The organism is Paenibacillus jiangxiensis (genome assembly GCF_046098255.1).
GTDB classification, from domain to species: Bacteria; Bacillota; Bacilli; order Paenibacillales; family Paenibacillaceae; genus Paenibacillus; species Paenibacillus jiagnxiensis.
The window spans coordinates 361888-387777 of sequence record NZ_JBJURI010000002.1; the positions used below are offsets into that span (position 1 = coordinate 361888).

Below are 25890 nucleotides of genomic sequence, written 5' to 3' on the forward strand. Positions count from 1 at the left end.
CTTTTGCCTTAAAAACAGGTCGAACTGTTACAGTTCGGTTGTCGGGAACATGATTAAGGAACCCACGGGAGGTACGACATGAAGATTTTTGAGCGAGTTGCGCAATATCAGGCGGAGAGCGAACGGCTCGCCTGGACCGGTACTTTTCGGGATTATATCGAAATTCTCAGCAAGGACCCCACCCCTGCGATGACCGCCCATGCCCGGGTATATGAAATGATCAAATCCTATGGGGTGGATAGTTCCGGGCCTTACAAGCGATACAAGTTTTTTGAACAGGAGCTGTTCGGGCTGGACAGAGCCGTCGAAAAGCTGGTGGAGGAATATTTTCATTCCGCGGCCAAGCGGCTGGATGTGCGCAAGCGTATTTTGCTGCTCATGGGACCGGTCAGCGGCGGCAAATCAACACTTGTTACACTGCTGAAACGCGGGCTTGAACAGTTTTCCCGTACCGATAAAGGAGCTGTCTACGCCATAGACGGCTGCCCTATGCATGAAGAGCCGCTGCATCTGATTCCGAATGAGCTGCGCCCCGAAGTGGAGAAAGAATTAGGAGTCCGTATCGAGGGAAATCTGTGCCCCTCCTGCCAAATGAGGCTGCGGACTGAGTATGACGGCAACATTGAAAACGTAAAGGTCAGCAGAGTGCTTATTTCCGAGGACAGCCGCGTAGGCATCGGAACGTTCAGCCCTTCAGATCCGAAATCCCAGGACATTGCGGATCTTACGGGCAGCATCGACTTTTCCACCATTACAGAGTACGGCTCGGAATCCGACCCGCGCGCCTATCGTTTTGACGGGGAATTGAATAAAGCGAACCGAGGACTGATGGAGTTCCAGGAGATGCTTAAATGTGACGAGAAATTTCTGTGGAACCTGCTGTCCCTGACGCAGGAGGGCAACTTCAAGGCAGGACGGTTCGCGCTGATCAGCGCCGATGAGCTCATCATTGCGCACACGAATGAGGCGGAGTATAAATCATTCATCGCAAACAAGAAAAATGAGGCCCTGCAGTCCCGGATGATCGTCATGCCTGTTCCGTACAATCTGAAGGTCTCGGAGGAGGAAAAAATTTACCATAAGCTCATTCAGCAAAGCGATATGAAGCATGTGCACATCGCACCGCATGCGCTCAGAGCGGCTGCGATCTTTTCCATATTGACACGCCTTAAAGAGAGCAAAAAGCAGGGCATGGATCTGGTCAAAAAAATGCGTATGTATGACGGCCAGGAAGTCGAGGGCTACAAGGATGCCGACCTGAAGGAGATGCAGAACGAATTTCTGGAGGAGGGCATGTCCGGTGTCGATCCGCGCTATGTCATTAACCGGATATCCAGCGCCCTGATCAAGCAGGATCTGGAATGCATCAATGCGCTCGATATTTTGCGGGCCATTAAGGATGGGCTGGATCAGCACGCCTCCATTACGAAGGAGGAGAGAGAGCGTTACCTGAACTTCATCTCCATTGCGCGCAAGGAATACGATGAGCTGGCCAAAAAAGAAGTGCAGAAGGCCTTTGTTTATTCTTTCGAGGAATCGGCTAGAACCTTGTTTGAGAACTATCTGGATAATATCGAGGCCTTCTGCAACTGGACGAAAATCCGTGATCCGCTCACGGATGAGGAGATGGACCCGGATGAGCGCTTAATGCGCTCCATTGAGGAGCAGATCGGTGTATCTGAAAACGCCAAAAAAGCGTTCCGTGAGGAAATTCTGATCCGGATCTCGGCGTATTCGCGGAAAGGGAAAAAATTCGAGTATCATAATCATGACAGGCTGCGCGAAGCGATTGAGAAAAAGCTGTTTGCGGATTTGAAAGATATTGTGAAGATCACAACCTCTACCAAGACGCCTGATGCAGACCAGTTAAAGCGCATGAATGAAGTCATCAACAGACTCGTGGAGGAGCATGGCTATACAGCAACCAGCGCCAACGATCTTTTGCGTTATGTGGGAAGCTTGCTTAACCGGTGAACGAGCACTGTGAGACGCTCCGAGAACGAAGCATTCCTCCCATCGCTGTTGACCCTCCGGGCCAAAGGCGAGCGCTGCCGCTTTTCCGGAATTGCTTCGTTCTCTAAGCTGCTCCGTGCATTCCCCTACTTAACGGCATGTATGGAAAAAAGAGCGAGTATTGGTGGAAATCCGACCACCAATACTCGCTCTTTTTAGAAGCTTGAAGTGATGTAGAACAGCCCGAATCAGGTGCGATAACCTGACATGCCCAATAAGCTTTGAAGCCTTCAAGCGTCATGGAGTATAATGTTCGAAAATGAGGCAGGCAGAGCTTGGAGTGATTGAACCGATGGAAGTCATTTTGGTGGTGGAGGACGAGCTATCCATTTCACGGGTTTTAAAGGCATATCTTGAAAAGGCGGGCTATCGTGCCGAGCAGGCATTTACAGGCAGAGAAGCGTTAAATAAGGCGCAAATGCTCAAACCGGACCTAATATTGCTGGATGTCATGCTTCCGGATCATGACGGGTGGGCTTTGCTTGAGGAAATCCGCAGGCACAGCCAATGCCCGGTCATCATGCTTACGGCGCTGGGACAGACGAATCACAAGCTGAAGGGCTTGGATCTTGGGGCGGACGATTATATAACGAAGCCTTTTGTCGGTGAAGAGGTCGTTGCGAGAGTCCGGACCGTGCTGAGACGCAGCAGTGGCGTACAAAATCAGGGCCAGCGAAGCTTTGGGAGCTTAAGGGTGAGCTTTATGGCACATTCGGTGCATCTGGGGGACGAAGAACTGCATTTTACACCAAGAGATCTGGCGCTGCTGTTATTTCTGGCCAAGCATCCGAATCAGACCTTCACCCGCAACCATCTGCTGGACCAGGTATGGAGCATGGACTATGAGGGAAGCGACCGGGCCGTGGATTTGGCGGTGAAGCGGATTCGGAAAACGCTGGAGGGGTGGCCCGCGGAAGAGGGCGAAATCCGCACATTACGGGGATTGGGGTATCAGTTCTGTGTTCAGGAGTCGTAAAGAGAGAACTTCGCTGCTTCGTTACTGGACCACTCGTTATCTGCTGACTTTATGTATTGGTCTCCTCTCTATCGGTATTTTATCTTTTGGCGTTATACGTTATTACGAGAAACAAAAACAGGTTGATTTTATGGAGCTGCTGGCTGCCGAGACGGCGGACCGGATTGTCGGAGATAACGGAAAGCTGCAGCTTGGACCGGATCTATTCAGGGACGTGGAGCGGAGGAGAAGAATGATTCCGTTTAACGAGGCCCCGAGATTTCTCATTCTGGATAAGGACAAGCAGATCCTGTCCGGCAGCTTTCCCGAGCTGCCTCACGAATTGCTGGAGAAGGTGGAGAGTATTACCGGAACCAGCAACAGGGTGGAGATAATCGCCGCCGGTCCCCGGCAGGGAATGAAATTTTATGCTGTGCAAAAAGAGATCCAGTATAACGGCAGTACTCTGGGCTGGGTGATCGTCCTGCAGCCGGAAAAAGTTTTGGTCGGCGATCCGTGGCAGCTGCGGATGCTGGCCATCCTGCTGCTCAGTCTGGGGCTGCTGGGTTGGGTTGTCATTTATCTGCTGACCCGCAAGCTGTCCCATCCGATCGGCGTGCTGGCCGAAGCGGCCGAACAAATCGTCGCGGGCAATTATGACGTAAATTTGCAAAAAGACGTCAGGGAACGCGAATTTTACGAGCTGATGATCTCGTTTGAAGAAATGGCGGACCGCTTAAAGCATCTGGAACATATGAGAACAGAGCTGCTGGCAGGTGTCACCCATGAGCTGAAAACGCCCGTCACTTCCATCAGCGGATTGATTCAGGCTGTACAGGAGGACATTGTTACAGGCGACGAAGCCAAGGAGTTTCTGGCCATCTGCCGTAAAGAAACAAACAGGCTGCAAAGTATGGTGGAGGACCTGCTCGATTTCAACTCATTTGCCACAGGAGACGTTAAGGTTCACAAGGAACAGACCCACATGAATGAGCTGCTGAGCGAGCTCGTCCGGCAATGGCAGATGATCCAGGATGCTGGCGAGGTGGACGTTCAACTGCGCTTGCCTTCCAAGGACATACTGCTCGAGACGGATCCTTTGCGGGTCCAGCAAATTTTGTACAACCTGCTGAACAATGCCAAGCAGGCATCCGTCCGGAAGCCCGCAAGAATTGAAGTTGCCCTGTCTGAAGAAAGCGGGAAGGCGCAAATAGATGTTACAGACTGGGGAGCCGGTATTCCGCCGACAGAACAGGCGCTTATTTTTGAAAGATTTTATCGTGGGGAAGACAAGAAGCATCTCGTGCGGGGGCTGGGCATTGGTCTGCCGTTCAGCCGCATGATGGCCCGTTCTCTCGGCGGCGATCTGGTGCTGCAGCAAAGCGGCAGCGGGATGACCGTTTTTCGAGTATCCCTGAACGACACCAATAAAATAGAAGAGTAACAGGCAGGATGTCTCAACCGAACAGGTTGTGGCATCCTTTTTTGTTAAGTTGGACATCTGTTTGACACATTCCATTTCTAAAATGGCTAGGGAAAGAGCAGTACAAAGGAGATGATGAGGTTATGAAAAAGCAGGCAGCCGCAGCAGTGCTGCTGTGCACTTTGTCGGCTTATACCCTTCCTGCCCATGCGGAGACGGCTGTGGCAGGCGATTCGAGTGAAGCTCTGGCTTCAGTCACCTCGGCCACCTCGGCCTCTGTTGCCGATGCGTCTTCAGCCGTGTCGGCGGCAGAGGCGACCTACACGGGCGGTTCGATCTTGACGCTTGAGGAGGCGATTGAGCTCGGGATTGAAAACAGCTACAGCTTGCAGCAAGCGTTAAATACATATAAACGCAACGGCATTTCCCTCGAAAATGCAGCCGACAAACTGGAGTATATTCCTGCAGACGGATCCGGCAACTCCGAGGCTGTTTCGGCATGGAAAAGCTATACCCAGTCCAATATGTCGTATATCGCGGCATCCAAAAACATCAATACGGTAAAGCAGCAGATCGCATACAGCACGGTGCAGACTTATTACAAGGTGCTGTCGGCGGAAAGCAGCGTGGAAGAAGCGGAGGAGTCGCTTGAAATTGCCCTTTCGGAAGAGCAGGCGGCGGCTGCCAAGGCAGAGAAAGGCAAAATCTCAGTCTCTGACCACAAGTCTGCGATTCAGACCCGTGTTGAGGCGGAGCAAGCGCTGGCAACAGCGCAATCGGCACTGGCACAGGAACGCGAGTCCCTGAATCATGCCATTGGTGCTGGGAAGGATACGGTTTATAACCTGAAAGACCACCCTATGTACACGCCTCTGCAGAAGCTCGAGCTAGAGGCATACACACAAAAAATAATTAGTGAGGATCCGACCATATGGGAGAAGGAGCAGAATGTGGAGTCCTCTAAACTGGATCTTAAGTTTTTCTCCTATAACAGTGATGGAGATTTGGAATTGACCGAGATGAGTGTGGATGAAGCTAATCAGGCGCTGACACAAAGCAAAAAGGAGCTCGCGGAATCCATCAGCAGCACTTATTACAATCTGCAAAATTTGCATGATCAGTATGAGCAGCAGCAGACTACCCTGGCGACAGCACAGGACGCGCTGAAGCTGGCCGAGAAAAAATACGCGCGCGGCCTGATCACCAAGCTGGAGGTTAAAAAGGCGGAGCAGAGTGTAAACCAGGCACAGCGGAAGCTGGAAGATATGGTATTGCAAATCGACGAGGCACAGCGGGTATTGGATCAGCCTTGGATTTCATAACGGAATAAAAACAAGCCGTTTTTAAATAATGGAGGGAAAGTCGGATGGCAGAATCGGCAGTGGCGGACCCGCTAAGCGGGTTAAGAAGAAGACGCAGAAAAAAAACGCTTATCATTTCGGGAATTGTGGTGATCGCTGCTGCGGCAGGAGTATACGGCTATTTGAAAATGAATGAACAGCCGGCCATGACCCCTGTGAACCAGACCGTTCAGGTACAGCGCGGGGACGTAAGCAAGACTCTGGAGGTTACCGGTACGGTGGAGGCCTCCAAGGAGATCAATCTGAACTTCACTTCTTCGGATGATAGCAAGCTGACGGCGGTCAATGTTAAAGTCGGCGACGTAGTCAAAGCCGGACAGGTGCTTGCCCGGCTGGACGGCACCGATGCCGAGCAGGCGGTGCGTGAAGCCGAAGCCAACCTCAAAGTCGCCAAGGCGAATCTGACAGAAGCACAGGAAACGGCGACGGCCGCGGAAATCGACCAGCAGCAGGCCAGTGTGGACAAGGCGGAGCTGGCGCTTGATTCGGCGAAAAATTCCACAGATGTGCAATCCGCCAAGATGAGCCTGGATAAGGCCAAGAAGGCGCTGGCGTCCGCCCAGCAGGAGCTGGAGGATCAGCAGTATTTGTATAATGCGGACGCCATCTCGGCCTCCGAGCTTAAAACAGCCCAGGATGCGGTAGACAGTGCGCAGGATGAATATGACAGCACGCAGCTGCAGTACAACAATGCGGTAAAGTCCGATGAGCAGGCGATAAAGGAAGCCCAGATATCTTATAACTCGACGGTGGCCCAAATGGAGGAGCTGATGTCTCCGCCTAAGGAGACGTCACTTGTGCAGGCCAAATCTTCTGTTCAGCAAGCCGAGACGAAGCTTGCACAAAGTAAAAGCGACCTCGAGAAGCTGGTGCTGACAGCACCGTGGGATGGCGTGATTTTGCAGGTCAACGGCGATGTCGGCACGGCTCCCGAATCACCGTTTATTGTAATGAACAACTCCAATGCAACCACGCTCAATGTCAGCGCGGCTGTGAGTGAAAGCGACATTGGCTCCATTGAGGTCGGACAGACTGCGACATTCGTAACGGATACGTATCCGGATGAAACCTTTGCGGGCAAGGTAACCTCCATTTCGCCGGAAGCAACGACAGATTCGGGGGTAACGACCTATGAGGTGAATTTATCGATTACGAACAAGGACGGCAGGCTGAAAACCGGCATGACCATGGATGTAACCATCAATCAGGGCACACATGAAAATGTGCTCTACATTCCTGCAACGGCTCTGATCTCCCGTGGAGAACAGGACGGGGTTATGCTAGTCACTGGCGGACAGTCCAATTCCACATCCGGCGCAAATGAAGAAGAAGGCGCATCCGAGAAGCAAACCGGAGCTTCCAGCGGCCGTCAGTCGGCTCAAAGAGGCGGCGGAGGCATTCAGTTTACGCCTGTAAAGGTTGGGTATTATACGGCCGACAAGGTTGAAATCAATTCGGGCCTGAGCGAGAACGATACAATCACCATACCGGCTCAGACCAACATTTCGTCCACTTCCAGCAATAGTCAGCAGCAGCGCGGCTTCATGGGAGGCGGCGCGGGCGGTGGATTCCCTGGCGGTGGTGGTGGATTCTCAAGCGGCAGATCGGGAGGCCGACCATGATGAAACCAGTCATTCAAATCGAAGACCTTAGAAAAATATATACGATAGCGGATCAGGAAATTCATGCGCTGCGAGGGGTAAACCTGACCATCGAAGAGGGGGATTTCGTCACCATTATGGGCCCCTCCGGCTCAGGGAAATCCACGATGATGAACATGATCGGATGTCTGGATAAGCCGACATCAGGCCATTTTTTTCTCGACGGTTATTCCATTCTGGATGCCCATGACGATGAACTTGCTATTATCCGCAACCAGAAGATCGGCTTTGTATTCCAAAGCTTTAATCTGCTGCCACGCACGACAGCAATCTCCAATGTGGAGCTTCCCATGATGTATGGGGGCATCCCCGCACGGGAACGGCGCAAGCGGGCCATTGAGGCATTGAACAGCGTTGGTCTTGGTGAAAGGCTGTACAACAAGCCTAATGAGCTGTCCGGCGGTCAGCAGCAGCGTGTCTCTATTGCACGGGCCATCGTTAATGATCCGGTCATCATTCTGGCGGACGAACCGACCGGGGCGCTGGATACGAAGACGACTGCGGGTATCATGGGCATTTTCCAGAGGATGAACGATATGGGCAAGACGGTTATCATTGTCACCCATGAACCGGAAATTGCGGCTTATGCCAAGCGCAACATTCACTTCCGCGATGGTCAGGTTGTTTCGGACGCACAGGTGGAAAACCGGGTCATTGCCGGACAGGAGGAGTCGGTGCGATGAGCTTCCTGGAAATTATCCGCGTATCCATCCGCAGCATACAGTCCAACAAGCTGCGCTCATTTCTGACAATGCTGGGCATCATTATCGGGGTCGCTGCGGTGATCGCCATGGTTGCGATCGGCAAAGGCTCATCTTCGAGTGTGACTTCCTCGATCAGCGGGCTCGGCAGCAATCTGCTCATCATATCCCCGGGCCAGTCCAGCTCGGGAGGGATCAATATGGGCTTTGGTTCTTCAAATACCCTGAAGCAGAAGGATGTGGACGCCATTTCAGAGGAGGATAGTGTGGCTGGCGCTGTACCGAGCGCTTCCTCCAACTTGCAGATCGTCGCCGGATCAGAGAACTATAATACAAGCGTGGAAGGTACAGGCATGTCTTTCCTTGAAGTGCGCAGCACCTCCGTGCAATCTGGACGGTTCTTTAACAACTACGAATATAACAATCATGAAAATGTCGCCGTCATTGGCAGTGAGGTGGTGACTAACCTGTTCCCTTCGAATCCGAACCCGATCGGCGAAAGAATCGAAATTAATCAGGTTCCATTTTCCGTGATTGGTGTACTGAAATCGCAGGGAAGCTCTGGGATGACCAACAACGACGACCGGATCATCGTTCCCGTAACCACGGCGCAGGCCAGATTGGGCATTACCACGATCCGGACCATCTATGCTTCCGCCGAATCGGCCGAAGCAATGACCCAGGCGCAAAATGAGATTACCACAGCACTGCGGACCTCACACGGGCTGATGTCCAGTGAAGAGGATGATTTCCAGATAACCAACCAATCGCAAATTCTGGAGACGGCTGAGAGCATAAGCAGCGTCATGACAACTTTGCTTTCAGGTATTGCCGCCATCTCACTCGTCGTCGGCGGGATCGGAATCATGAACATTATGCTCGTATCCGTTACGGAACGGACCAGAGAAATCGGCATACGCAAAGCAATTGGAGCGAAGCGCGGAGACATCATGCGCCAATTCCTGATTGAGGCGGTTATTCTGAGTCTTATGGGCGGGGTAGCAGGAGTGTTGTTTGGTCTTGGTACGGCCAAGCTGCTTGAGAAGGTGGCGAATCTATCCATCGAGCTGACACTTGAGCCGACGCTTTATTCCTTTCTTTCCTCCATGGCGGTCGGCATTATTTTCGGGGTGTATCCGGCACGAAAAGCGGCACAGCTGAAGCCGATTGATGCGTTGCGGTATGAATAATCTTGCTCTCATTTTTGCAGCTTTTGTTGTTCTGAGGCGCTCCAAGAACGAAGCATTCCTACAATCGCTGTTGGCCCCAAATTTCAATGAATTATTCTTGATGAGGTAGAAATTCGGGGCCAAAGGCGAACGCTGCCGCTTTTCCGGAATTGCTTCGTCCTTTCCGCTGCTTCGAGCATCCAGCTATCTAAAAAACAAAAAGAAATCGCCAATTCCTTCCGATTTCTTTTTGGTAAAAAGGTCGAGAACAGGATCAAGTTTTTTCCCCTGTTCCCGGCCTTTTGTGCTGTCTGCAGGACGTGCCAGAGTCAGTACCGAGAGAGCTGCGGACTTAGTTCATCAACCTGACCGCGACTCTCAGTACGCATGTAGTGATTACGAGAATTGGCTGGCGGCCTGCTTTATGACAGGAAGCAAGATCCGTAAAGCTAACCTACGATAATGTGTGTATTGAGTTGTGCGCAAACCATCGGAAGAGGTTGAAAAAGCTCCTTCATGTTATGTTTCCTAAATTGACAGAAGTGCAGGCATGGGCATCAGAAGATAGAGGTCGAGATCAGAGGAAAACATACTCTGTTCTCGACCTATTTTTGTGCCGTCGAAGGAGAAATCGCAGAAGATTAGCGATTTCTCTTTGTTGTTTTTTAGTATGGGGATGCACGGAGCAGCGGAGAGGACGAAGCAATTCCGGAAAAGCGGAGCGTTCGCCTTTGGCCCGGAGGGTCAACAGCGATTGTAGGAATGCTTCGTTCTCGGAGCGCCTCATAACATGTGAAAGAAATGCTCCAGTCGGCAGAATGATTCTCGTATTTTTACATAACAATTCAGTTCACATAATGCTGCGTAAATAATAGAGAATTATAGTTGAAACGTGAAAGCCACAACAATCAGATAATAATCCACAACAAACAACAAAAATTGGAGGGAGAGAAATGATGAAACATTCATTCAGGAAGTATTTGTCTGTTGGCATGATGCTCTGTTTATGTGTGATGCTGCTTGCCGCTTGTGGCGGGGCGCAAGATCAGTCGTCCGGTGCTGAAGTGGCTGCGGAGACGGAGCAGCTTACTCTTGAGGAGATTGAGGCGAACGCGAAAAAAGAAGGCACGGTCGTCAGCGTCGGCATGCCGGATACCTGGGCGAACTGGAAGGATACCTGGGATCAACTGAATACAAAATATGGAATTTCTCACACAGATACGGATATGTCCAGTGCCGAGGAAATTGCCAAATTCGAAGCTGAGAAGGACAAGCCAACCGCGGATATCGGTGATGTGGGCAGCGCATTTGCTCCGGTAGCCGTTGAACAGGGAGTCACTCAGCCGTACAAAACATCTTACTGGGACGAGATTCCTGACTGGGCCAAGGATAAGGATGGTCATTGGATCATTGGCTACACAGGATCGATTTCTTTTCTGACTAATAAAAACAAGGTGCAAAACCCTCCGCAAAGCTGGGAGGATATGAAAAACGGTAATTATAAAATCATTGTTGGCGACGTAACGAAAGCGGCTCAGGCGCAAATGACCGTATTGGCGGCAGCGATTGCTTACGGCGGCGATGAGTCGAATATTGAACCGGGTATCGCCTATTTTGAAGAGCTTGCCAAGCAGGGACGCCTGTCCAACGCTGAGGGCTCCCGCGCCAATATCGAAAAAGGCGAAGTGGAAGTGATGATTGCCTGGGACTTTAACAACCTGAACGACCGGGACGCGATTAACAAGGATCAATTTGACGTTGTAATCCCTGAGGAAGGCAGCGTAATGAGCGGTTATGCGACCATCATCAATAAATGGGCTCCGCATCCGAATGCGGCCAAGCTGGCCCGCGAATATATTCTGAGCGATGAAGGGCAGATCAATTTGGCGAAAGGTTATGCCAGACCGATCCGCGACAATGTTCAACTGCCTGAAGATGTGGCTGCCAAGCTGCTGCCTGTCGATGAATACAAAAATGTTAAGCCAGTAAATGACTACAAAGTATGGGAAGAGACCGCGAAGACGCTTCCTCAGCTGTGGCAGGAGCGTGTACTGGTACACATGAACTGATCCGGGGACAAGCCGTCATTTTTTAGGAACGTCTTCTTAATACCTTAGAAGGCGTTCCGCTTATTTTCAAGGTAAGGAGAGTGGAGGCGTGAAACAGAAAATCCGCTGGCTTGCCCTCGGATTGCTGCCTTTTGCGTTGATGATAGCGGCGTTTCAGCTTGTACCGTTATTGTCGATGGTGACAGGAAGCTTGCGGGAAAAAGGCCAGCCAGGCTTTACGTTGATCCAGTACTTTACTATTTTTAAAAGCTCCTATTATTTGCAGGCCATTAAAAATAGCATCCTGATTTCCGTATATTCTACCCTTGCCGGCATTGTCATCGGATTAATCAGCGCGTACTCGGTAACGCGCTTTGCTCCTGCCATTCGGGATAGGCTGCTTATGATTTCCAACATGACATCCAACTTTTCCGGCATTCCGCTGGCCTTCGCCTATATTATTTTGCTCGGGAATAACGGAATATTTACGCTGTTATTCCAGCAATGGGGCTGGAGCGTATTTGATGATTTCAACCTGTACAGCTGGACAGGGCTTGCCCTTGTCTATGTGTACTTTCAAGTGCCGCTTTCATTGCTGCTCCTGTATCCAGCGTTCTATGGAATCCGCGATCAGTGGCAGGAGGCGGCTTCCCTGCTGGGAGCAAGCCCGTGGCAGTTCTGGAGAACGATCGGCCTGCCAGTGCTGGCGCCGGCGATTTTCGGGACGATGGGCATTCTGTTCGCAAACTCAATGGGCGCTTACGCCACCGCCTATGCGCTTGTCGGGGGCAACTACAATTTGCTGGCAACCCGCATCAGCTCCCTGATTGCCGGGGATGTGGTCAATCAGCCGGAACTGGGAAGCGCACTGGCCGTTGTGCTTGCTTTGACTACATTCCTGGCCGTTTTCCTGAATTCGAGAATGGCTAAACGCACGGAAGCTTTCAGCTCCGCAAAGGCGGAGAGGCCGCTGCGAAAGCCCGGAAGCCCGCGAATGCTGTTCTGGAAAAATACAAAGGGGGAGGCTCGATCATGACGGGTTCCAAAACGGGATGGATCAACCGGCTGCTCATGCTTCTCCTGATGATTTATTTGCTGCTGCCCTTGGCGGTAACCGGACTGTACGCCTTGGCCATGAATTGGCAGGACAGTCTGCTTCCCGAGCAGTGGACGCTGGCATGGTTTGGCGAGATGTTCAAGGATTTGCGGTTCCTTGAGTCTTTATGGACCTCCCTGTATTTATGTCTGATCAGTGTAGCTTTAAGTCTTGTCATTATGCTGCCGGCGGTTTTTATCATTACAATCTATTTTCCGAAATGGGAAGTGCTGATGAAAGGTATTGTCGTACTGCCTTATGCAGTTCCCGGCGTTGTGGCGGCGGTCGGCTTGATTCGTGCTTACTCCAGCGGACCGTTTAATATTTCAGGTACCGTCTATCTGCTCATCGGAGCGTATTTTATTGCCATTCTTCCTTATATGTATCAGGGCATCCGCAACAGCCTGCTTACCGTATCGGCGGTGGAGCTGCTGAATGCGGCGGAATTGCTGGGAGCAAGCACGATCAAAGCGTTCCGCAGTGTGATCGTGCCCAATATATGGCCGGGTGTGCTTGTTTCCACACTTTTATCGTTTTCAGTATTGTTCGGAGAATTTGTGCTGACCAATATGCTGGTGGGCGGACATATCAAGACCGTTCAGATTTATCTGGTTGAACGAATGAATACGAGCGGGCATTTGGCGAGCGCGATTGCAATTTCGTATTTTATTTTCATTTTCATCTTGTCCACGGTATTTATGAAGCTGGGCAAGCGTATGAATGGAGGGCAACAGGGGTGAATGCATATCTGGAAATGCGTGAGATCCGCAAAACGTTCGGAGAAACCCAGGTGCTGGATCAGGTGAATCTGCAAATACACGAAGGCGAGCTGGTGACGCTGCTTGGTCCGTCAGGCTGCGGGAAGAGCACCCTGCTGCGGTGTGTTGCGGGTCTTACCGAGATCGATGAAGGAAGTATTATTCTGGATAACAAAAATATCGGCAAGCTGCCTCCACGGAACCGGGAGGTGGGGATGGTGTTCCAATCCTATGCGCTGTTTCCGAACCTGACGGTAAGGGAAAATATTGAGTATGGCATGAAAATGCGGGGGGCTGCAAAGGAAGCACGGCGCCAGCGCTCCAATGAACTGTTGGCGGTTGTCGATCTGGAAGAGAAACGGGATTCGTATCCCCAGCAGTTGTCCGGAGGACAGCAGCAGCGTGTAGCCCTGGCGCGTTCCCTGGCCGTTCAGCCCAAAGTATTGCTGCTTGATGAACCGCTCAGCGCTTTGGATGCCAAAATCCGCAAAAGCTTGCGTACGGAAATTCGAGACATTCAGAAGCGTTTTAACATGACGACGATTTTCGTTACACATGATCAGGAAGAAGCGCTGATTATGTCGGATCGGGTATGTGTGATGAATCAAGGCCGCATTGTGCAGGAAGGAACACCGGAAACCCTGTATACCCGGCCCAGAACGGAATTTGTTGCACGCTTCATGGGCAGCTACAACCTGCTTACCCGCGCAGAGGCCATCCGTCTCTTCGGCGGGGTGGAAGCTGCGGGAGACAGCTTCGCTATCCGTCCTGAAGCGATCACATTACTGCCGGCAGACCGGGAGACGGGAACAGAGAAGAAGGTTGTTGAAGGCAGGGTAAACAACGTAGCTATTCTGGGGAATATTTTGCGCTATACGGTAGACGCAGCGGAAGTCCGTTTGACGATTGACCTGTTAAACGACGGTCGTTCACAGAGGCCCGGGGAAGGAGAGCAAATTCGCATCAGCCTCGACCCTGCAAACTTATTGGAGCTGGAGAAAGAAGGTGCCTGATGAATGTCTATTTTGTCGGAGGAGCGAAAAAAATTCATCCTGGAGCAGCTAAAACTGGAAGGCCAGGTAAAAGTGGCGGAGCTGTCAGCGCAGTGTGAGGTTTCAGAGGAAACGGTACGGCGCGATTTGCTTCTGCTTGAAAGGGAAGGTCTTGTGAAGCGGGTGTATGGCGGGGCGATAACTGTCAAGCCAAGCGCCTATGAGCCTCCTTATTTGCAGCGTCAAACGGTAAAAGCAGAGGAAAAAGAGAGAATAGGCCGCAAGGCTGCCGAATTGATTGCATCCGGCGATACGATTGTCATTGACGTTGGAACGACTGCGCTGGAGCTGGCCAAGGCTATTGCCGACCGGGAGCGGCTCACGGTGCTGACCAATTCCATCGCGGTGGCTTATTACTTAATGGAATCTTTAAACTCCGGACGTTTCTCAGGAAAAATCATCGTGATTGGTGGAGATTTGAATCCTGAGCAACAATCCATGTCGGGTTCTGTAGCCGAGCATACCTTGTCCCGATTTCGTGTGGATAAAGCGTTTATTTCAATCGGTGGAATTTCTGTGAAGCGGGGAATTAGCGACTACGATATCGAGGAAACAAGCATGTCCCGTCTGATGATAGAAAATGCCGGGCAAACCATTGTACTAGCGGATGACTCGAAAATCGGCCGGGAGGCATTTGTGGAAATTGCGCCGATCCGCGAGGTGCATACTGTGGTGAGCAATGTGGCCCCGCCGAAAGAATGGCTTCCTCTGGTCAAGTCCCGTCATTTGCAATGGATTGAAGCGAAATGAGAGGTGGAGAAAGTGATGCATTCAGAAAATAAATGTATCGTCGTTGTGCTCGATGGCTTGCGATACGACGCAGCCAGAAAGTATATGGGCTTCATGGAGCATTTGGTCGAACAGGGCGAGCTGGCCTGCCGTCAGGTGTGGTCCGAATTGCCGAGTCTGTCCCGGCCGTTGTATGAAGTGCTGCTGACAGGAGTCCCGGCTCATCAAAACGGGATAACTACGAATTCGGTGGTCCGGCTGAGCAAGGAGAAAAGTGTCTTCCATTTGGCAGCAGAGGCGAATTTGATCACGGCTGCGGCCTCCTATCATTGGGTAAGCGAGCTGTATAACTCCGCTCCGTTCAATCCGCTGACGGATCGTCAGCAGCACGATGCGGGCAAGCCGATTCAGCATGGCATTTTCTATTTCGAGGATCATTATCCGGACAGCCATTTGTTTGCGGATGCGGAGCATTTGCGTGTCCACCATAGCCCTGACTTTTTGTATATACACTCGATGAATATTGATGATGCGGGGCATCAGTACGGCGGTGACAGCAAGGAATATGAGGCTGCCGTCAGAACGGCTGATGGATTGCTGGCAGTTCTGGTTCCCGTATGGCTGTCGCAGGGTTATCGGGTCGTTGTCACAGCAGATCACGGGATGAACACAAGCGGCCAGCATGGGGGAACAGCAGTGGAGGAGCGGCTTGTCCCGCTCTATATGAACATCGATATTCCCGTCCAACTGGAGGATAGTCAGCCGCTGCCTCAGCTTGCCATCGCACCGCTAATTTGCCAATGCCTAGGCCTGGAACCATCACCAGCTATGCGCTCTATGGACAGTTTCCGAGCGGCTGTAACTTTAAAAGCGGGGAGTGCAGCGCATTGAAGGTAGATTTGCATTTTCATCTGGAAGAAGGACCTTATTCACATCGCTGGCTGTCACGAACACTGGAAGCGCTGAGGAATACGAACTGCTCGTCCGGCAAAGAAGAGCATCATTCTCTTGAATGGGCTGGGCAATTGACCGGACAGTTGAGTCACAGGATGCGCCAGGGCTGCTTCAGCAGTGATTGGCTGGACCGCTACCTGACTGCAGGACGAGCCAAAGGTATTTCTGTATTTGGCGTGGTTGATCATCTCTACCGTTTTCGCGAATGCAGAGCCTATTATGAGAAGCATTTGCTGCTGGACGACAGCCCGGTCGGTCTTATTCAGAGGCAATGGCTGGACCAAGTGTGTGTCGCGTCTCTCGATGAATTTGTTTCATTTGTGATAGAAGCTAAAAAAGATCGTCCTGATCTGCTGCTTGGAGTAGAAGCTGATTATTTCGCCGGCGCGGAGGCTGAACTTGAACGTTTGCTGTCAGGCTATGACTGGGATTATGTCATTGGCTCTGTCCATTATATGGATGGATGGGGGTTTGACAATCCGGATACTCAGGACCGGTTCGCGCAAATGGATGTGCTGGAGACGTATGGCCGTTATTTTGAGCTTCTTAAAGGAGCCTGCAGATCAGGAATATTTGAATTTATCGCTCATCCCGACAATCTCAAAGTATTCAATTTCCGCCCGGCTGATGAAGCTGTTCTGCTTCCATATTATCGCGAGGTGGCCGAGGAGATGATCCGCAGCGGTGTAGGGACCGAGATCAATACAGGATTGGCCTATCGGTACCCGGTTGCGGAAAGCTGTCCAAGTCCGTTATTTTTATCCGTTCTTGCTGAACAAGGCGTACCCATTACCTTATCCTCGGACTCCCACTTTCCCGATGATATCGGAAGGCTGCTGGATGAAGCCTTACAAGCCGCCCTTGAGGCAGGTTACAAGGAATTAACGATTTATCGTGAGCGGAAGCCCTATACTTTGCCGATTGACAGTTTGTAAAATATTACATTTGCAATTGAATTCCGGAAGCTTCTTTGGGTAATATTTGAAGTGAATAAGGAAAAGGAGGGTGAAGTATGACAGAACGAGTATTCATCAGTCCGGGAAAGTATGTTCAAGGCAAAAATGTGGTTGATAAAACAGGAGAGTATGTAAAAGGACTCGGCAGCATTGCATTGGTGATTGCGGACGACGTTGTCTGGGATATTGCGGGCAGCCGGGTTGCCAACAGTCTCGAACAGTCCGGTATTGCGGCAGTGAAAGCCGAGTTCGGCGGGGAAGCCTCGCGCAGCGAAATCGAGCGTTTGGCGGAACAGGGCAAGGGCAGCAATGTGGATATTGTGATCGGCGTTGGCGGCGGCAAAACACTGGACACGGCCAAGGCGGTAAATGATCGGCTAAACGCCGTATGTGTCATTGTTCCGACCACGGCTTCGACAGACGCTCCCACCAGTGCCCTGTCCGTTATTTATTCCGACACGGGAGAATTTGAATCCTATTCCTTCTACCGCAAAAATCCGGATCTTATCCTGGTGGATACGAAGGTCATTGCTGGTGCTCCTCCGCTTTTCCTGGCATCCGGAATTGCCGATGCGCTTGCAACATGGATCGAAGCCCGCGCGGTCATCGAAGCGAGAGCGACCACTATGGCCGGAGGGCTTCCTACACTTGCCGCTGAGGCCATCGCTAAGAAATGTGAGGAAGTGCTGTTTGATTACGGGGTGCTGGCTTACGAATCGGTCAAGCGAAAAGTGGTTACCCCCGCCCTGGAAGCTGTTGTGGAAGCCAACACGCTGCTTAGCGGCCTGGGTTTTGAAAGCGGCGGCCTGGCAGGCGCTCACGCGGTCCACAACGGGTTTACGGTGCTTGAAGGCGAGATTCACCATATGACGCACGGACAGAAGGTAGCCTTCGGAACGCTCGTGCAGCTTGCGCTTGAGCAGCGGCCGCTGCATGAAATCGAGCGGTATATCGATTTTTATCTGCAGCTGGACCTGCCGGTTACGCTTGAGAATCTGAAGTTAAAGGATACCCCGGTCGAGGACCTGTATCGGGTTGCACAAGCGGCCACCAAAGAAGGGGAGACGGCTGCCAATCTCCCGTTCAAGGTGACGGCGGACGACGTGCTTGACGCCATTTTGGCTGCCGATCAATACTCAAAAGCTTACAAGGCCAAGCTGTCTTTATAGCGTTCATGAGTGAATTTTATGCTGCCAATCGAACGCGATAGCCTCGCTGGTTGAGCAAGCTCACTCATTGCTATAGAGGCTGTCTCCTTAGTGGTTTTCAAATGCCCGCAACCAGCATGATGTGCGGGGAGAAAGTACAAAAGGTCAAGAACAGGGGGAATTTGAGCATCCTGTTCTTGACCTTTTTTAATCAGAAATAGCAAGAACCTAGCGATTTCTTTTCGGTATAATTAGCAGGACTGCACGGAGCAGCGGAGAGGACGAAGCAATTCCGGAAAAGCGCAGCGTTCGCCTTTGGCCCGGAGGGTCAACAGCGATTGTAGGAATGGTTCGTTCTCGGAGCGTCTTGCAAAATACGAAAGAATGCCCAGGCTGTTATAAAAACTTCCGGTAGTGCTTGCTGCCGTCATAGGAGAACATGGCCTTCTTGTCTTCCACAATGGTTTCCAGATGCACGGTTCTTCCCCATAGAGAATGAAGGTAAGGGAGGGTGCGCTCCAAATATTTAAGGTCAAGCTCAACACCCTCATAGTGGTGCTTTAAAACGAGCTCGCCGGTCCGCATATAATCGCCATCCTGCACAACTAGGTATGGAACTCCGCCGTTAATACGGGAAAAAACGAGCTGATCGCGGATATTTTCCCAGGATTTATCCGTGATTTTCCAATCCGGCCCCCGTTTTTCGAATACATATAAGTCAAGATCCTCCACCAGCTGCTTGGTCATGTAGTTGCGGATAAATGAGGTGTCGGAATCGAACTCCCGCACTTCAAATATTTTGTCGCGCCCCTGGTTGGGGACCCGGCCTCCGCGTTCCTGTTCCTCCTGTGTCGGATTGTCCCAGCGCCGTTCAATATCTTCAAAAATTTTCAGCCCGAGATAATAGGGGTTAAGGCTTTGCCGCGAGGGCTGCACCACGGAGGCATTCAGCATCGCAAACTCAATCGTCTCGTCGCTGGTAAGGTCCATTTCGCGAATGATACGTTGATGCCAGTAGGAGGCCCAGCCTTCATTCATAATTTTCGTTTCCATTTGCGGCCAGAAGTACAGCATTTCGTCGCGCAGCATGGTCATAATGTCCCGCTGCCAGTCCTCAAGCACCTCGGAGAATTCCTGAATGAACCAGACCACATCCTTTTCAGGCTCGGGCGGAAAAGGAAATACCTGTGCCTCTTTAGTTTTAGGAGCGGAGTCGTTCAGGTCATCCAAATCCCAGAGATCATCATATTGGCCTGGAGGGCGGTATTCCTTGGCCGCCTGTTTCTGCTCCTGCATTTTCAGCTCAAGATAGCGCTGTTTATCCAGCTGGCGCGGCTTGATCAGCTGCGGGTCGACATGCTCCTGAATCGCCAGCACGGCATCGATGAACGATTCTACAGCCTCGGTGCCGTGTTCAAGCTCATAGCCGCTGATCCGTTCGGCTGTAGCCGACATGCTTTCCACCATATTGCGGTTGGATGTCGAAAAGCGTGCGTTATTTTTGAAAAAGTCGCAGTGGGCCAGCACATGCGCCACGATCAGCTTGTTTTGAATCAGGGAGTTGCCTTCCAGCAGAAAGGCATAGCAGGGGTTGGAGTTGATCACAAGCTCATAGATTTTACTGAGTCCGAAGTCATATTGCATTTTCATTTTCTGAAAGTTTTTCCCGAAGCTCCAGTGATTGAAACGGGTCGGCATTCCGTAAGCCCCGAACGTATATATAATGTCAGCCGGGCAAATTTCGTAACGCATCGGATAAAAATCAAGGCCGAAGCCTGCTGCAATCTCGGTGATTTCTGCGATCGCCCGTTCCAGCAGAACCATTTCATCTTGGGTCATAGCAATCCCTCCGTTTGTCGAAGTACGATTCTTCCCATTGTATGTGGGGACAACCGATTTATGAGGAAGATGAATAATTTCCGTGTGCAGGTGAATCAAAGAGGCAGCTGCCGATAAGCAGCTGCCTTTTTCGCGTTAGGTTTTAGGCCGGACTTTCTTCCCTTTTCCGGAAAAAGGCTTTCAGAGCCTGATATACCTCGCCTTTTTCCTTGATGACGTAATACATGAACTGATCCACTTTAATATGACGGTAGGCGGACATCAGGGTGCTGCTGCGGTTATATTGGTTGACCTCTCCGTATCCGAACAGATTGCTGCGTTTCATCAACTCGCCGATGAGTTTGACGCAGCGTTCATTATCCGAGGTCAAGTTATCTCCGTCTGAGAAGTGGAAGGGGTAGATATTATAGCTCGATGGAGGGTAGCGTTTGTCGATGATTTCCAACGCTTTGATATAGGCTGAGGAACAGATTGTGCCGCCGCTTTCGCCGCGGGTAAAAAATTCTTCTTCAGTAACCTCTTTGGCCTCAGTATGATGGGCGAGAAATACAATTTCCACCTTTTCATACTGGCGCCGCAGAAACCGGGTCATCCAGAAAAAGAAGCTGCGCGCACAGTATTTCTCGAATGAGCCCATGGAGCCTGATGTGTCCATCATGGCAATGATGACGGCGCTGGACTGATGTACGATTTTATCCTCCCAGGTTTTGTAGCGGAGGTCGTCGGGGGTGATATGATGGATTCCAGGGCTTCCCTGCCGCGCATTGCGCCGCAGATTTTCCAAGATGGTCCGCTTTTTGTCGATGTTGGACTGCATGCCCTTTTTGCGGATATCGTTAAAAACGATGGATTTAACTTCAATTTCGTCTTTATCTTTACGCTTCAGATTCGGGAGCTCCATTTCCTGAAAAAGAATATCCTCGAGCTCCTCCAGACTGACTTCGGCTTCCGTAATATCATGACCCGGCTGGTCGCCGGCTTTCTCACCTTTACCCGGCTGCTTGGCAGCGGGATCGCGGGCGATGACGTCGCCGACCTGGCTGTCACCGTCGCCTTGCCCTACATGCTTCTGCTTCTGAAAGTTGTAGATGATATGGTATTCGTCTAGACTGCGTATCGGCACTTTGATGATTTGTTTTCCGTCGGACATGATGATATTTTCTTCCGTGATCAGATCGGGCAGATTCTGTTTGATGACTTCCTTCACCTTCTGATGATGGCGCTGTTGATCCTGGTACCCTTTGCGATGCAGCGACCAATCTTCGCGGGACACAACAAACGACGGCTGGCGTAATTCTGACATGTCAGGCACCCCCTTATGGATTTCACTGCATTCAACCAGATTGTTTTGGTTATTAAGTATATTCAGGGAGCGGTCTGATATGTGATAGGGTGAGATATAAAATTAACGGTTGAGGCTCAAAAATACATACTTAGCGGGAGGATTTTATACCGGCTTGATGGAGAAATGGTATGCTCTTGGGTACGGCAAACCTTGCCGGGATAGAAGCAAGGTCGGCTTTTTTGTTAAAATCAGGTATATACAAAGGAGAAGGGGAGGGATCGGATGAACCGGAAAGCGGTGCGGGCCTGGGTTCTGTACGACTGGGCCAATTCGGGTTATGCCACGACCGTTCTGGCGGCGGTTCTGCCTGTTTTTTACGCTACGGTGGCGGCTTCAACGCTGGATGCGACGACAGCTTCCTCTTATTTGGGGTATACTCATGCCATCGGCATGCTGTGTGTCGCACTGTTGTCTCCGCTGCTCGGTGCACTGGCCGATCTGTCAGGCAGCAAAGGCGGTTTCCTGCAAATATTTACGGGAATCGGTATCATCTCGACGCTCGGCTTCAGCCTGGTTGGCGAGGGAGACTGGCTGCTGGCCTCCATATTGCTGGTGTTTTCCACCATCGGTTTTGCCGGGGGCAATACGTTTTATGATGCGATGCTGCCCGATCTCGTTCCTTCCGGGCAGAGGGAAGCGGTATCGGCAAGAGGCTACGCTTACGGTTATGTCGGAGGTGGACTTCTGCTGGCCGTTAATATGGTCATGATCCAGAAGCCGGCCTGGTTTGGATTGGAAAGCTCGCTGCAGGCGACGCAATGGACCTTTGTGACGGTGGCGTTTTGGTGGCTTGTTTTCTCTTTGCCGCTTTTTCGTGCCAGCGGAAGGCTGGGACGGAGTAAACTGCCCGGCTCAGTTCAAGCAGGTATAATTAGCTGGTCGGCTGGGTTCAGCAGGATAGGCCAAACGCTGCGAAACATCAGACGTTTGCCGGAACTGCTTAAGCTGCTGCTGTCTTTCTGGTTTTTTAATGACGGTATCAACACGATTATTCTAATGGCCACGATCTACGGCAGCGGGATTGGGATCGGCACCTCTCATTTAATTACAGCTCTGCTGATCACGCAGTTTATCGGATTTCCCTTTACGATACTGCTCGGCAGAATCGCCGTGGCATGGGGGGCCAAGCGAACACTCACGCTTTCGTTAACGGTATATTTGGGAATTGTTGTCCTGGGTTATTTTATGACAAATGCGCTGCATTTTTATATGCTTGCGGCATTGGTCGGCATGGTGCAGGGAGGGAGCCAGGCCATTGCCAGATCGCTGTTCAGTGAATTGATCCCGGCGAAGCGTACGGGCGAATATTTCGGTTTTATTAATATAACCGGCAAATTTTCGTCCATTTTCGGACCCTTTGTGTTTGGTCTTGTAGGCCAGCTCACAGGCTCGTCCCGCTGGGGGATTTTGTCGCTTATTGCCTTTTTTGCGGCAGGAATTGTGCTTCTGCGCTTGGTGGACGTTGCGAAGGGCCAAGCTGACGCTCTGGCAGCCGATCAGGGGGATTTATTTCCGCATAAGAGCATGGGGTCAGACCCGGCTGAACAATCGGGCAGCATTCACCGTTAGCTTTTTGAATGTCTGCTTAGCAGTGTCTTTTTCAATGAAAGGATGGTGATATTAATATGGAAGTCTTTGCGATGGATATATCCGTAGAGGCTATGGCTGCAAGCTATGAGCAAATGCTTGGCTGGGTGTCTGCAGAGAAAAGAAACCGCCTTCAAAGATTTCTTCGGAAAGAAGATGCTCTGCGAGGGCTTGGGGGCGAGGTGCTGGTGCGCTGGCTGGCATGCGGTCGGCTGCGTCTGGCGAACGATCAGCTTAGCTTTGCCCGATCACAGCATGGCAAGCCTTTCATTGAAGGTTATCCGCAGCTGCAGTTCAACGTCTCTCATGCAGGAAAATGGGTGCTGTGTGCGATGGATGCCGAACCGTTAGGCGTTGATATTGAAGAAATGCGGCCAATTGATTTGGAGGTGGCGCGTTTTTGCTTTTCGGAGCAGGAGCTTGCTGAGTTGATGCAGCGTCCTGAAAAGGAGCGCTTAAACCATTTTTATGAGCTGTGGACTTTAAAAGAAAGCTTTGCAAAGGCTGATGGCCGCGGACTTAACCTTCCATTGAAAAAAGTAACGTTCTCTGCCGGTCAGGCTGGCGGTGTTATACATACCGACGGGTGGGATTCACCTTTTCGATACTTTAAACAATACGGCATCGAAGCGGGTTATAAGGCAGCAGTAACTGCTTCGCATGATCGATTTCCTGACACAGTACATTATATTTCCTGTACAGATATTCAATTGAGTACGTTGGAAGCGGAGCGTGAGCAATTATGAGTTTGACCTTATTTCAAAACGGCAAGTTAGCACTCTCCCCGCTGACAGGGTTCAGCAAAGAAGCCGGAGTTATCGTTGAGAACGGCAAAATCATTGCGATAGGACAAACAGACGACCTGAAGCTGCAGCTCAGTGGCCGGAGTTATCGTACGGTTGATTGGGAAGGCGCCTATGTGCTGCCCGGGCTGGTTGATTCGCATATGCATCTCTCCATGCATGGCATGAAGTTGGGGATGCTTGATTTTACCGAAGCAAAATCCAAGGTGGAAATGCTGGAAATGCTGCGCAAGCGGGCGGAAATAACTCCGCCAGGAGAATGGATTCTGGGGCTGAATTGGAACGAAAATGCCTTCCGGCCCGCGGTTGCTCCCGACATCCATGAACTGGACGCGGTCACGGACAGACATCCAGTTTTTCTTACCCGTACCTGCTTCCATGCCTTTCTTGGTAATTCTGAAGCGTTCCGGAGAGCGGGGGTTGATGAGAATACACCTGACCCGGTGTCTGGAGCTTATGGCCGGGATGGGCAGGGGCAGCTGAATGGCTGGATATATGAAGAAGCGTCTCAGCCGTTTAACCAGGCTCAGCCGGTGCCCGAATATGCCGTCAAAAAAGCCTGCATTAAACGGGCATGTGAAGATGCGCTGCGTCTGGGCCTAACGGCATCTCATACCGAAGATCTTCGCTTTCTCGGCAATATTGAGACGATGCTTCGTATCTACAAGGAGCTGTATGAAGAAGGACTCGCTTTCAGAACACATCAATTGATTTATTATCCTTTCCTCGAGGAGGCCCAGAAACTGGGGCTTGGGACTGGTGCGATTGATGAATGGCTGGCAATCGGGGCGGTGAAACTATTTGCCGACGGAGCGATCGGGGGTCGAACCGCTCTGCTACGCGAGCCTTATTATGATGCGCCCGGAACGAGGGGGATGGCGATTTTAAGTCAGGAGCAGCTGGAGGATATCACTTTACGTGCTCGAAGCGCCGGATTTCCAATAGCAGTACATGCCATTGGAGACGGGGCGGCGGATATGGTTCTAACCTCTATTGAAAAATACAGACTGGATTCGGCTGCACGTTTGCCTGACCGATTTATCCATGCGCAGGTGTTGGATAAAAAACTTGTGGCAAGAATGGCTTGTCTTAGATTGGCCGCGGATATTCAGCCGAGGTTTGTGGCAAGTGACTTTCCATGGGTGCTGGAAAGAGTCGGCCCTGACAGAACCGGGTATCTATATGCATGGAGGAAGTTGCTTGATGCTGGTATTGCCTGTGCAGGGGGGAGCGATGCTCCCATTGAGCCGCTGGATCCGTTCCTTGGTATTCATGCGGCGGTTACCCGTCGTAAGCCTGAAGAAACCCATGGTGGTTATCTGCGTGCCGAAAAGCTTGATATAAGGGAAGCATTACATTTGTTTACAACCGGGAGTGCAGAAGCAGCGGGGGAAGCGGACCAGCGAGGGCAAATATCAGAAGGGTATGCCGCTGATTTTACAGTTATACAGCAGAACATTTTTGAAGTATCCCCGGACGAGCTGCTGGGGCAAAAGGTTCTTATGACGGTAGTAAACGGTACCGTGGGTTATCAAGCATAATATACCGGAGAGGGCCTTCTTGATGAAGGCTCTCCATTGATTGTAACGGGTGTATGTGGGATGGATGGTATGGGAAGTTAGATTTTTTAAAAATAGGGGTTGCTAAGTTGGATTAGGCGTGTTAAGATATAAAAGTTGCTGACGCGGTGAGCTGAAGCGACGACGAAGTTTGATCTTTGAAAACTGAACAGCGAGTGAGTAGGTTTTACATCGTAAAACCGATCCGCAATGTCATTTGGTTCGTGTCTATGACAGAATGAATGACATTGCGGAATTGAGATATGATATCTCGTCAGATTCAAATGAGCTTAATCGCTCTTTCGATAACGCTCACCGAATTTGATTCACTCAGTCGAGTGGAACCCAAATCCGGTGAGGTCGATGTTACTTCGTAACATCTTTATTGGAGAGTTTGATCCTGGCTCAGGACGAACGCTGGCGGCGTGCCTAATACATGCAAGTCGAGCGGACTTGATGAGGAGCTTGCTCCTCTGAGAGTTAGCGGCGGACGGGTGAGTAACACGTAGGCAACCTGCCCTGAAGACTGGGATAACTACCGGAAACGGTAGCTAATACCGGATAATTCATGCTGCTGCATGGCAGCATGATGAAAGACGGAGCAATCTGTCACTTGAGGATGGGCCTGCGGCGCATTAGCTAGTTGGTGGGGTAAAGGCCTACCAAGGCGACGATGCGTAGCCGACCTGAGAGGGTGATCGGCCACACTGGGACTGAGACACGGCCCAGACTC

Annotated in this window: 20 protein-coding genes and 1 rRNA gene; 19 read left to right on the forward strand and 2 right to left on the reverse strand. The window is 51.1% G+C overall.

Features of this window, described 5'->3' with window-relative positions:
• Positions 1 to 78 precede the first annotated feature (78 nt).
• From ACI1P2_RS03520 to ACI1P2_RS03590, 15 genes are all read left to right on the forward strand, one after another.
• On the forward strand, positions 79 to 1974 hold the full coding sequence (locus ACI1P2_RS03520) for a PrkA family serine protein kinase (protein ID WP_355316847.1): 1896 nt from the start codon (positions 79 to 81) through the stop codon (positions 1972 to 1974).
• Positions 1975 to 2305: 331 nt separating this feature from the next.
• Positions 2306 to 2989 (forward strand): response regulator transcription factor, encoded by a 684-nt coding sequence (locus tag ACI1P2_RS03525; protein WP_355316926.1) that lies wholly within the window; start codon positions 2306 to 2308, stop codon positions 2987 to 2989.
• Entirely contained in the window at positions 2973 to 4412 is a 1440-nt protein-coding gene (locus ACI1P2_RS03530) for a sensor histidine kinase (RefSeq protein WP_355316849.1), read from the forward strand. The genes ACI1P2_RS03525 and ACI1P2_RS03530 overlap by 17 nt, the downstream gene beginning before the upstream one ends.
• A gap of 122 nt (positions 4413 to 4534) precedes the next feature.
• Positions 4535 to 5713: a TolC family protein gene (locus ACI1P2_RS03535; RefSeq protein ID WP_355316851.1), complete on the forward strand. Its 1179-nt coding sequence runs from the start codon at positions 4535 to 4537 to the stop codon at positions 5711 to 5713.
• Between the two features lie 44 nt (positions 5714 to 5757).
• A complete protein-coding gene (locus ACI1P2_RS03540; protein ID WP_355316853.1) occupies positions 5758 to 7374 on the forward strand; it encodes an efflux RND transporter periplasmic adaptor subunit in 1617 nt (538 codons plus the stop codon).
• Positions 7374 to 8096 carry an ABC transporter ATP-binding protein gene (locus tag ACI1P2_RS03545; RefSeq protein ID WP_355316928.1) on the forward strand — a complete coding sequence of 241 codons (723 nt, stop codon included), beginning with the start codon at positions 7374 to 7376 and terminating at the stop codon, positions 8094 to 8096. The genes ACI1P2_RS03540 and ACI1P2_RS03545 overlap by 1 nt, the downstream gene beginning before the upstream one ends.
• Positions 8093 to 9304: an ABC transporter permease gene (locus ACI1P2_RS03550; RefSeq protein WP_355316854.1), complete on the forward strand. Its 1212-nt coding sequence runs from the start codon at positions 8093 to 8095 to the stop codon at positions 9302 to 9304. Before ACI1P2_RS03545 ends, ACI1P2_RS03550 begins: the two co-directional genes overlap by 4 nt.
• Positions 9305 to 10239: 935 nt before the next feature.
• Positions 10240 to 11352, forward strand: coding sequence for an ABC transporter substrate-binding protein (locus tag ACI1P2_RS03555; RefSeq protein WP_355316930.1), 1113 nt, complete (start codon positions 10240 to 10242; stop codon positions 11350 to 11352).
• Between the two features lie 88 nt (positions 11353 to 11440).
• Positions 11441 to 12367: an ABC transporter permease gene (locus tag ACI1P2_RS03560; RefSeq protein ID WP_355316856.1), complete on the forward strand. Its 927-nt coding sequence runs from the start codon at positions 11441 to 11443 to the stop codon at positions 12365 to 12367.
• Positions 12364 to 13167 (forward strand): ABC transporter permease, encoded by an 804-nt coding sequence (locus ACI1P2_RS03565; RefSeq protein ID WP_355316858.1) that lies wholly within the window; start codon positions 12364 to 12366, stop codon positions 13165 to 13167. Before ACI1P2_RS03560 ends, ACI1P2_RS03565 begins: the two co-directional genes overlap by 4 nt.
• On the forward strand, positions 13164 to 14198 hold the full coding sequence (locus tag ACI1P2_RS03570; protein ID WP_355316859.1) for an ABC transporter ATP-binding protein: 1035 nt from the start codon (positions 13164 to 13166) through the stop codon (positions 14196 to 14198). The genes ACI1P2_RS03565 and ACI1P2_RS03570 overlap by 4 nt, the downstream gene beginning before the upstream one ends.
• 3 nt (positions 14199 to 14201) lie before the next feature.
• Positions 14202 to 14987, forward strand: a complete 786-nt coding sequence (locus tag ACI1P2_RS03575) for a DeoR/GlpR family DNA-binding transcription regulator (protein ID WP_355316861.1) — start codon at positions 14202 to 14204, stop codon at positions 14985 to 14987.
• Between the two features lie 15 nt (positions 14988 to 15002).
• Positions 15003 to 15857, forward strand: coding sequence for an alkaline phosphatase family protein (locus tag ACI1P2_RS03580; RefSeq protein ID WP_355316863.1), 855 nt, complete (start codon positions 15003 to 15005; stop codon positions 15855 to 15857).
• On the forward strand, positions 15767 to 16855 hold the full coding sequence (locus ACI1P2_RS03585; protein ID WP_355316865.1) for a PHP domain-containing protein: 1089 nt from the start codon (positions 15767 to 15769) through the stop codon (positions 16853 to 16855). The genes ACI1P2_RS03580 and ACI1P2_RS03585 overlap by 91 nt, the downstream gene beginning before the upstream one ends.
• Before the next feature lie 77 nt (positions 16856 to 16932).
• Positions 16933 to 18045 (forward strand): glycerol dehydrogenase, encoded by a 1113-nt coding sequence (locus ACI1P2_RS03590; protein WP_355316867.1) that lies wholly within the window; start codon positions 16933 to 16935, stop codon positions 18043 to 18045.
• A gap of 375 nt (positions 18046 to 18420) precedes the next feature.
• Here the strand turns inward: ACI1P2_RS03590 and ACI1P2_RS03595 are convergent, their stop codons facing one another.
• On the reverse strand, positions 18421 to 19863 hold the full coding sequence (locus ACI1P2_RS03595) for a SpoVR family protein (RefSeq protein ID WP_355316869.1): 1443 nt from the start codon (positions 19861 to 19863) through the stop codon (positions 18421 to 18423).
• Between the two features lie 142 nt (positions 19864 to 20005).
• Complete coding sequence (gene yhbH, locus ACI1P2_RS03600) at positions 20006 to 21166, reverse strand: sporulation protein YhbH (RefSeq protein ID WP_355316871.1); 1161 nt, start codon at positions 21164 to 21166, stop codon at positions 20006 to 20008.
• Between the two features lie 264 nt (positions 21167 to 21430).
• On the opposite strand from yhbH, the gene ACI1P2_RS03605 reads away from it, so the two are divergent.
• The 4 genes from ACI1P2_RS03605 to ACI1P2_RS03620 all read left to right on the forward strand — a co-directional run.
• Positions 21431 to 22777, forward strand: a complete 1347-nt coding sequence (locus tag ACI1P2_RS03605) for an MFS transporter (RefSeq protein WP_355316873.1) — start codon at positions 21431 to 21433, stop codon at positions 22775 to 22777.
• A gap of 92 nt (positions 22778 to 22869) precedes the next feature.
• Entirely contained in the window at positions 22870 to 23541 is a 672-nt protein-coding gene (locus ACI1P2_RS03610) for a 4'-phosphopantetheinyl transferase family protein (RefSeq protein WP_408976125.1), read from the forward strand.
• Entirely contained in the window at positions 23538 to 25139 is a 1602-nt protein-coding gene (locus tag ACI1P2_RS03615; protein ID WP_355316876.1) for an amidohydrolase, read from the forward strand. Before ACI1P2_RS03610 ends, ACI1P2_RS03615 begins: the two co-directional genes overlap by 4 nt.
• Positions 25140 to 25539: 400 nt before the next feature.
• A 16S ribosomal RNA gene (locus ACI1P2_RS03620) occupies positions 25540 to 25890 on the forward strand; the annotation flags it as partial.

Coding starts and splice junctions, on each gene's coding strand:
- ACI1P2_RS03540 (WP_355316853.1), top strand. CDS start 5,758: ATGGCAGAATCGGCAGTGGCGGACCCGCTAAGCGGGTTAAGAAGAAGA.
- yhbH (WP_355316871.1), bottom strand. CDS start 21,166: ATGTCAGAATTACGCCAGCCGTCGTTTGTTGTGTCCCGCGAAGATTGG.
- ACI1P2_RS03610 (WP_408976125.1), top strand. CDS start 22,870: ATGGCTGCAAGCTATGAGCAAATGCTTGGCTGGGTGTCTGCAGAGAAA.
- ACI1P2_RS03565 (WP_355316858.1), top strand. CDS start 12,364: ATGACGGGTTCCAAAACGGGATGGATCAACCGGCTGCTCATGCTTCTC.
- ACI1P2_RS03595 (WP_355316869.1), bottom strand. CDS start 19,863: ATGACCCAAGATGAAATGGTTCTGCTGGAACGGGCGATCGCAGAAATC.
- ACI1P2_RS03555 (WP_355316930.1), top strand. CDS start 10,240: ATGAAACATTCATTCAGGAAGTATTTGTCTGTTGGCATGATGCTCTGT.
- ACI1P2_RS03575 (WP_355316861.1), top strand. CDS start 14,202: ATGTCTATTTTGTCGGAGGAGCGAAAAAAATTCATCCTGGAGCAGCTA.
- ACI1P2_RS03535 (WP_355316851.1), top strand. CDS start 4,535: ATGAAAAAGCAGGCAGCCGCAGCAGTGCTGCTGTGCACTTTGTCGGCT.
- ACI1P2_RS03525 (WP_355316926.1), top strand. CDS start 2,306: ATGGAAGTCATTTTGGTGGTGGAGGACGAGCTATCCATTTCACGGGTT.
- ACI1P2_RS03580 (WP_355316863.1), top strand. CDS start 15,003: ATGCATTCAGAAAATAAATGTATCGTCGTTGTGCTCGATGGCTTGCGA.
- ACI1P2_RS03550 (WP_355316854.1), top strand. CDS start 8,093: ATGAGCTTCCTGGAAATTATCCGCGTATCCATCCGCAGCATACAGTCC.
- ACI1P2_RS03605 (WP_355316873.1), top strand. CDS start 21,431: ATGAACCGGAAAGCGGTGCGGGCCTGGGTTCTGTACGACTGGGCCAAT.
- ACI1P2_RS03545 (WP_355316928.1), top strand. CDS start 7,374: ATGAAACCAGTCATTCAAATCGAAGACCTTAGAAAAATATATACGATA.
- ACI1P2_RS03520 (WP_355316847.1), top strand. CDS start 79: ATGAAGATTTTTGAGCGAGTTGCGCAATATCAGGCGGAGAGCGAACGG.
- ACI1P2_RS03615 (WP_355316876.1), top strand. CDS start 23,538: ATGAGTTTGACCTTATTTCAAAACGGCAAGTTAGCACTCTCCCCGCTG.
- ACI1P2_RS03585 (WP_355316865.1), top strand. CDS start 15,767: ATGCCTAGGCCTGGAACCATCACCAGCTATGCGCTCTATGGACAGTTT.
- ACI1P2_RS03590 (WP_355316867.1), top strand. CDS start 16,933: ATGACAGAACGAGTATTCATCAGTCCGGGAAAGTATGTTCAAGGCAAA.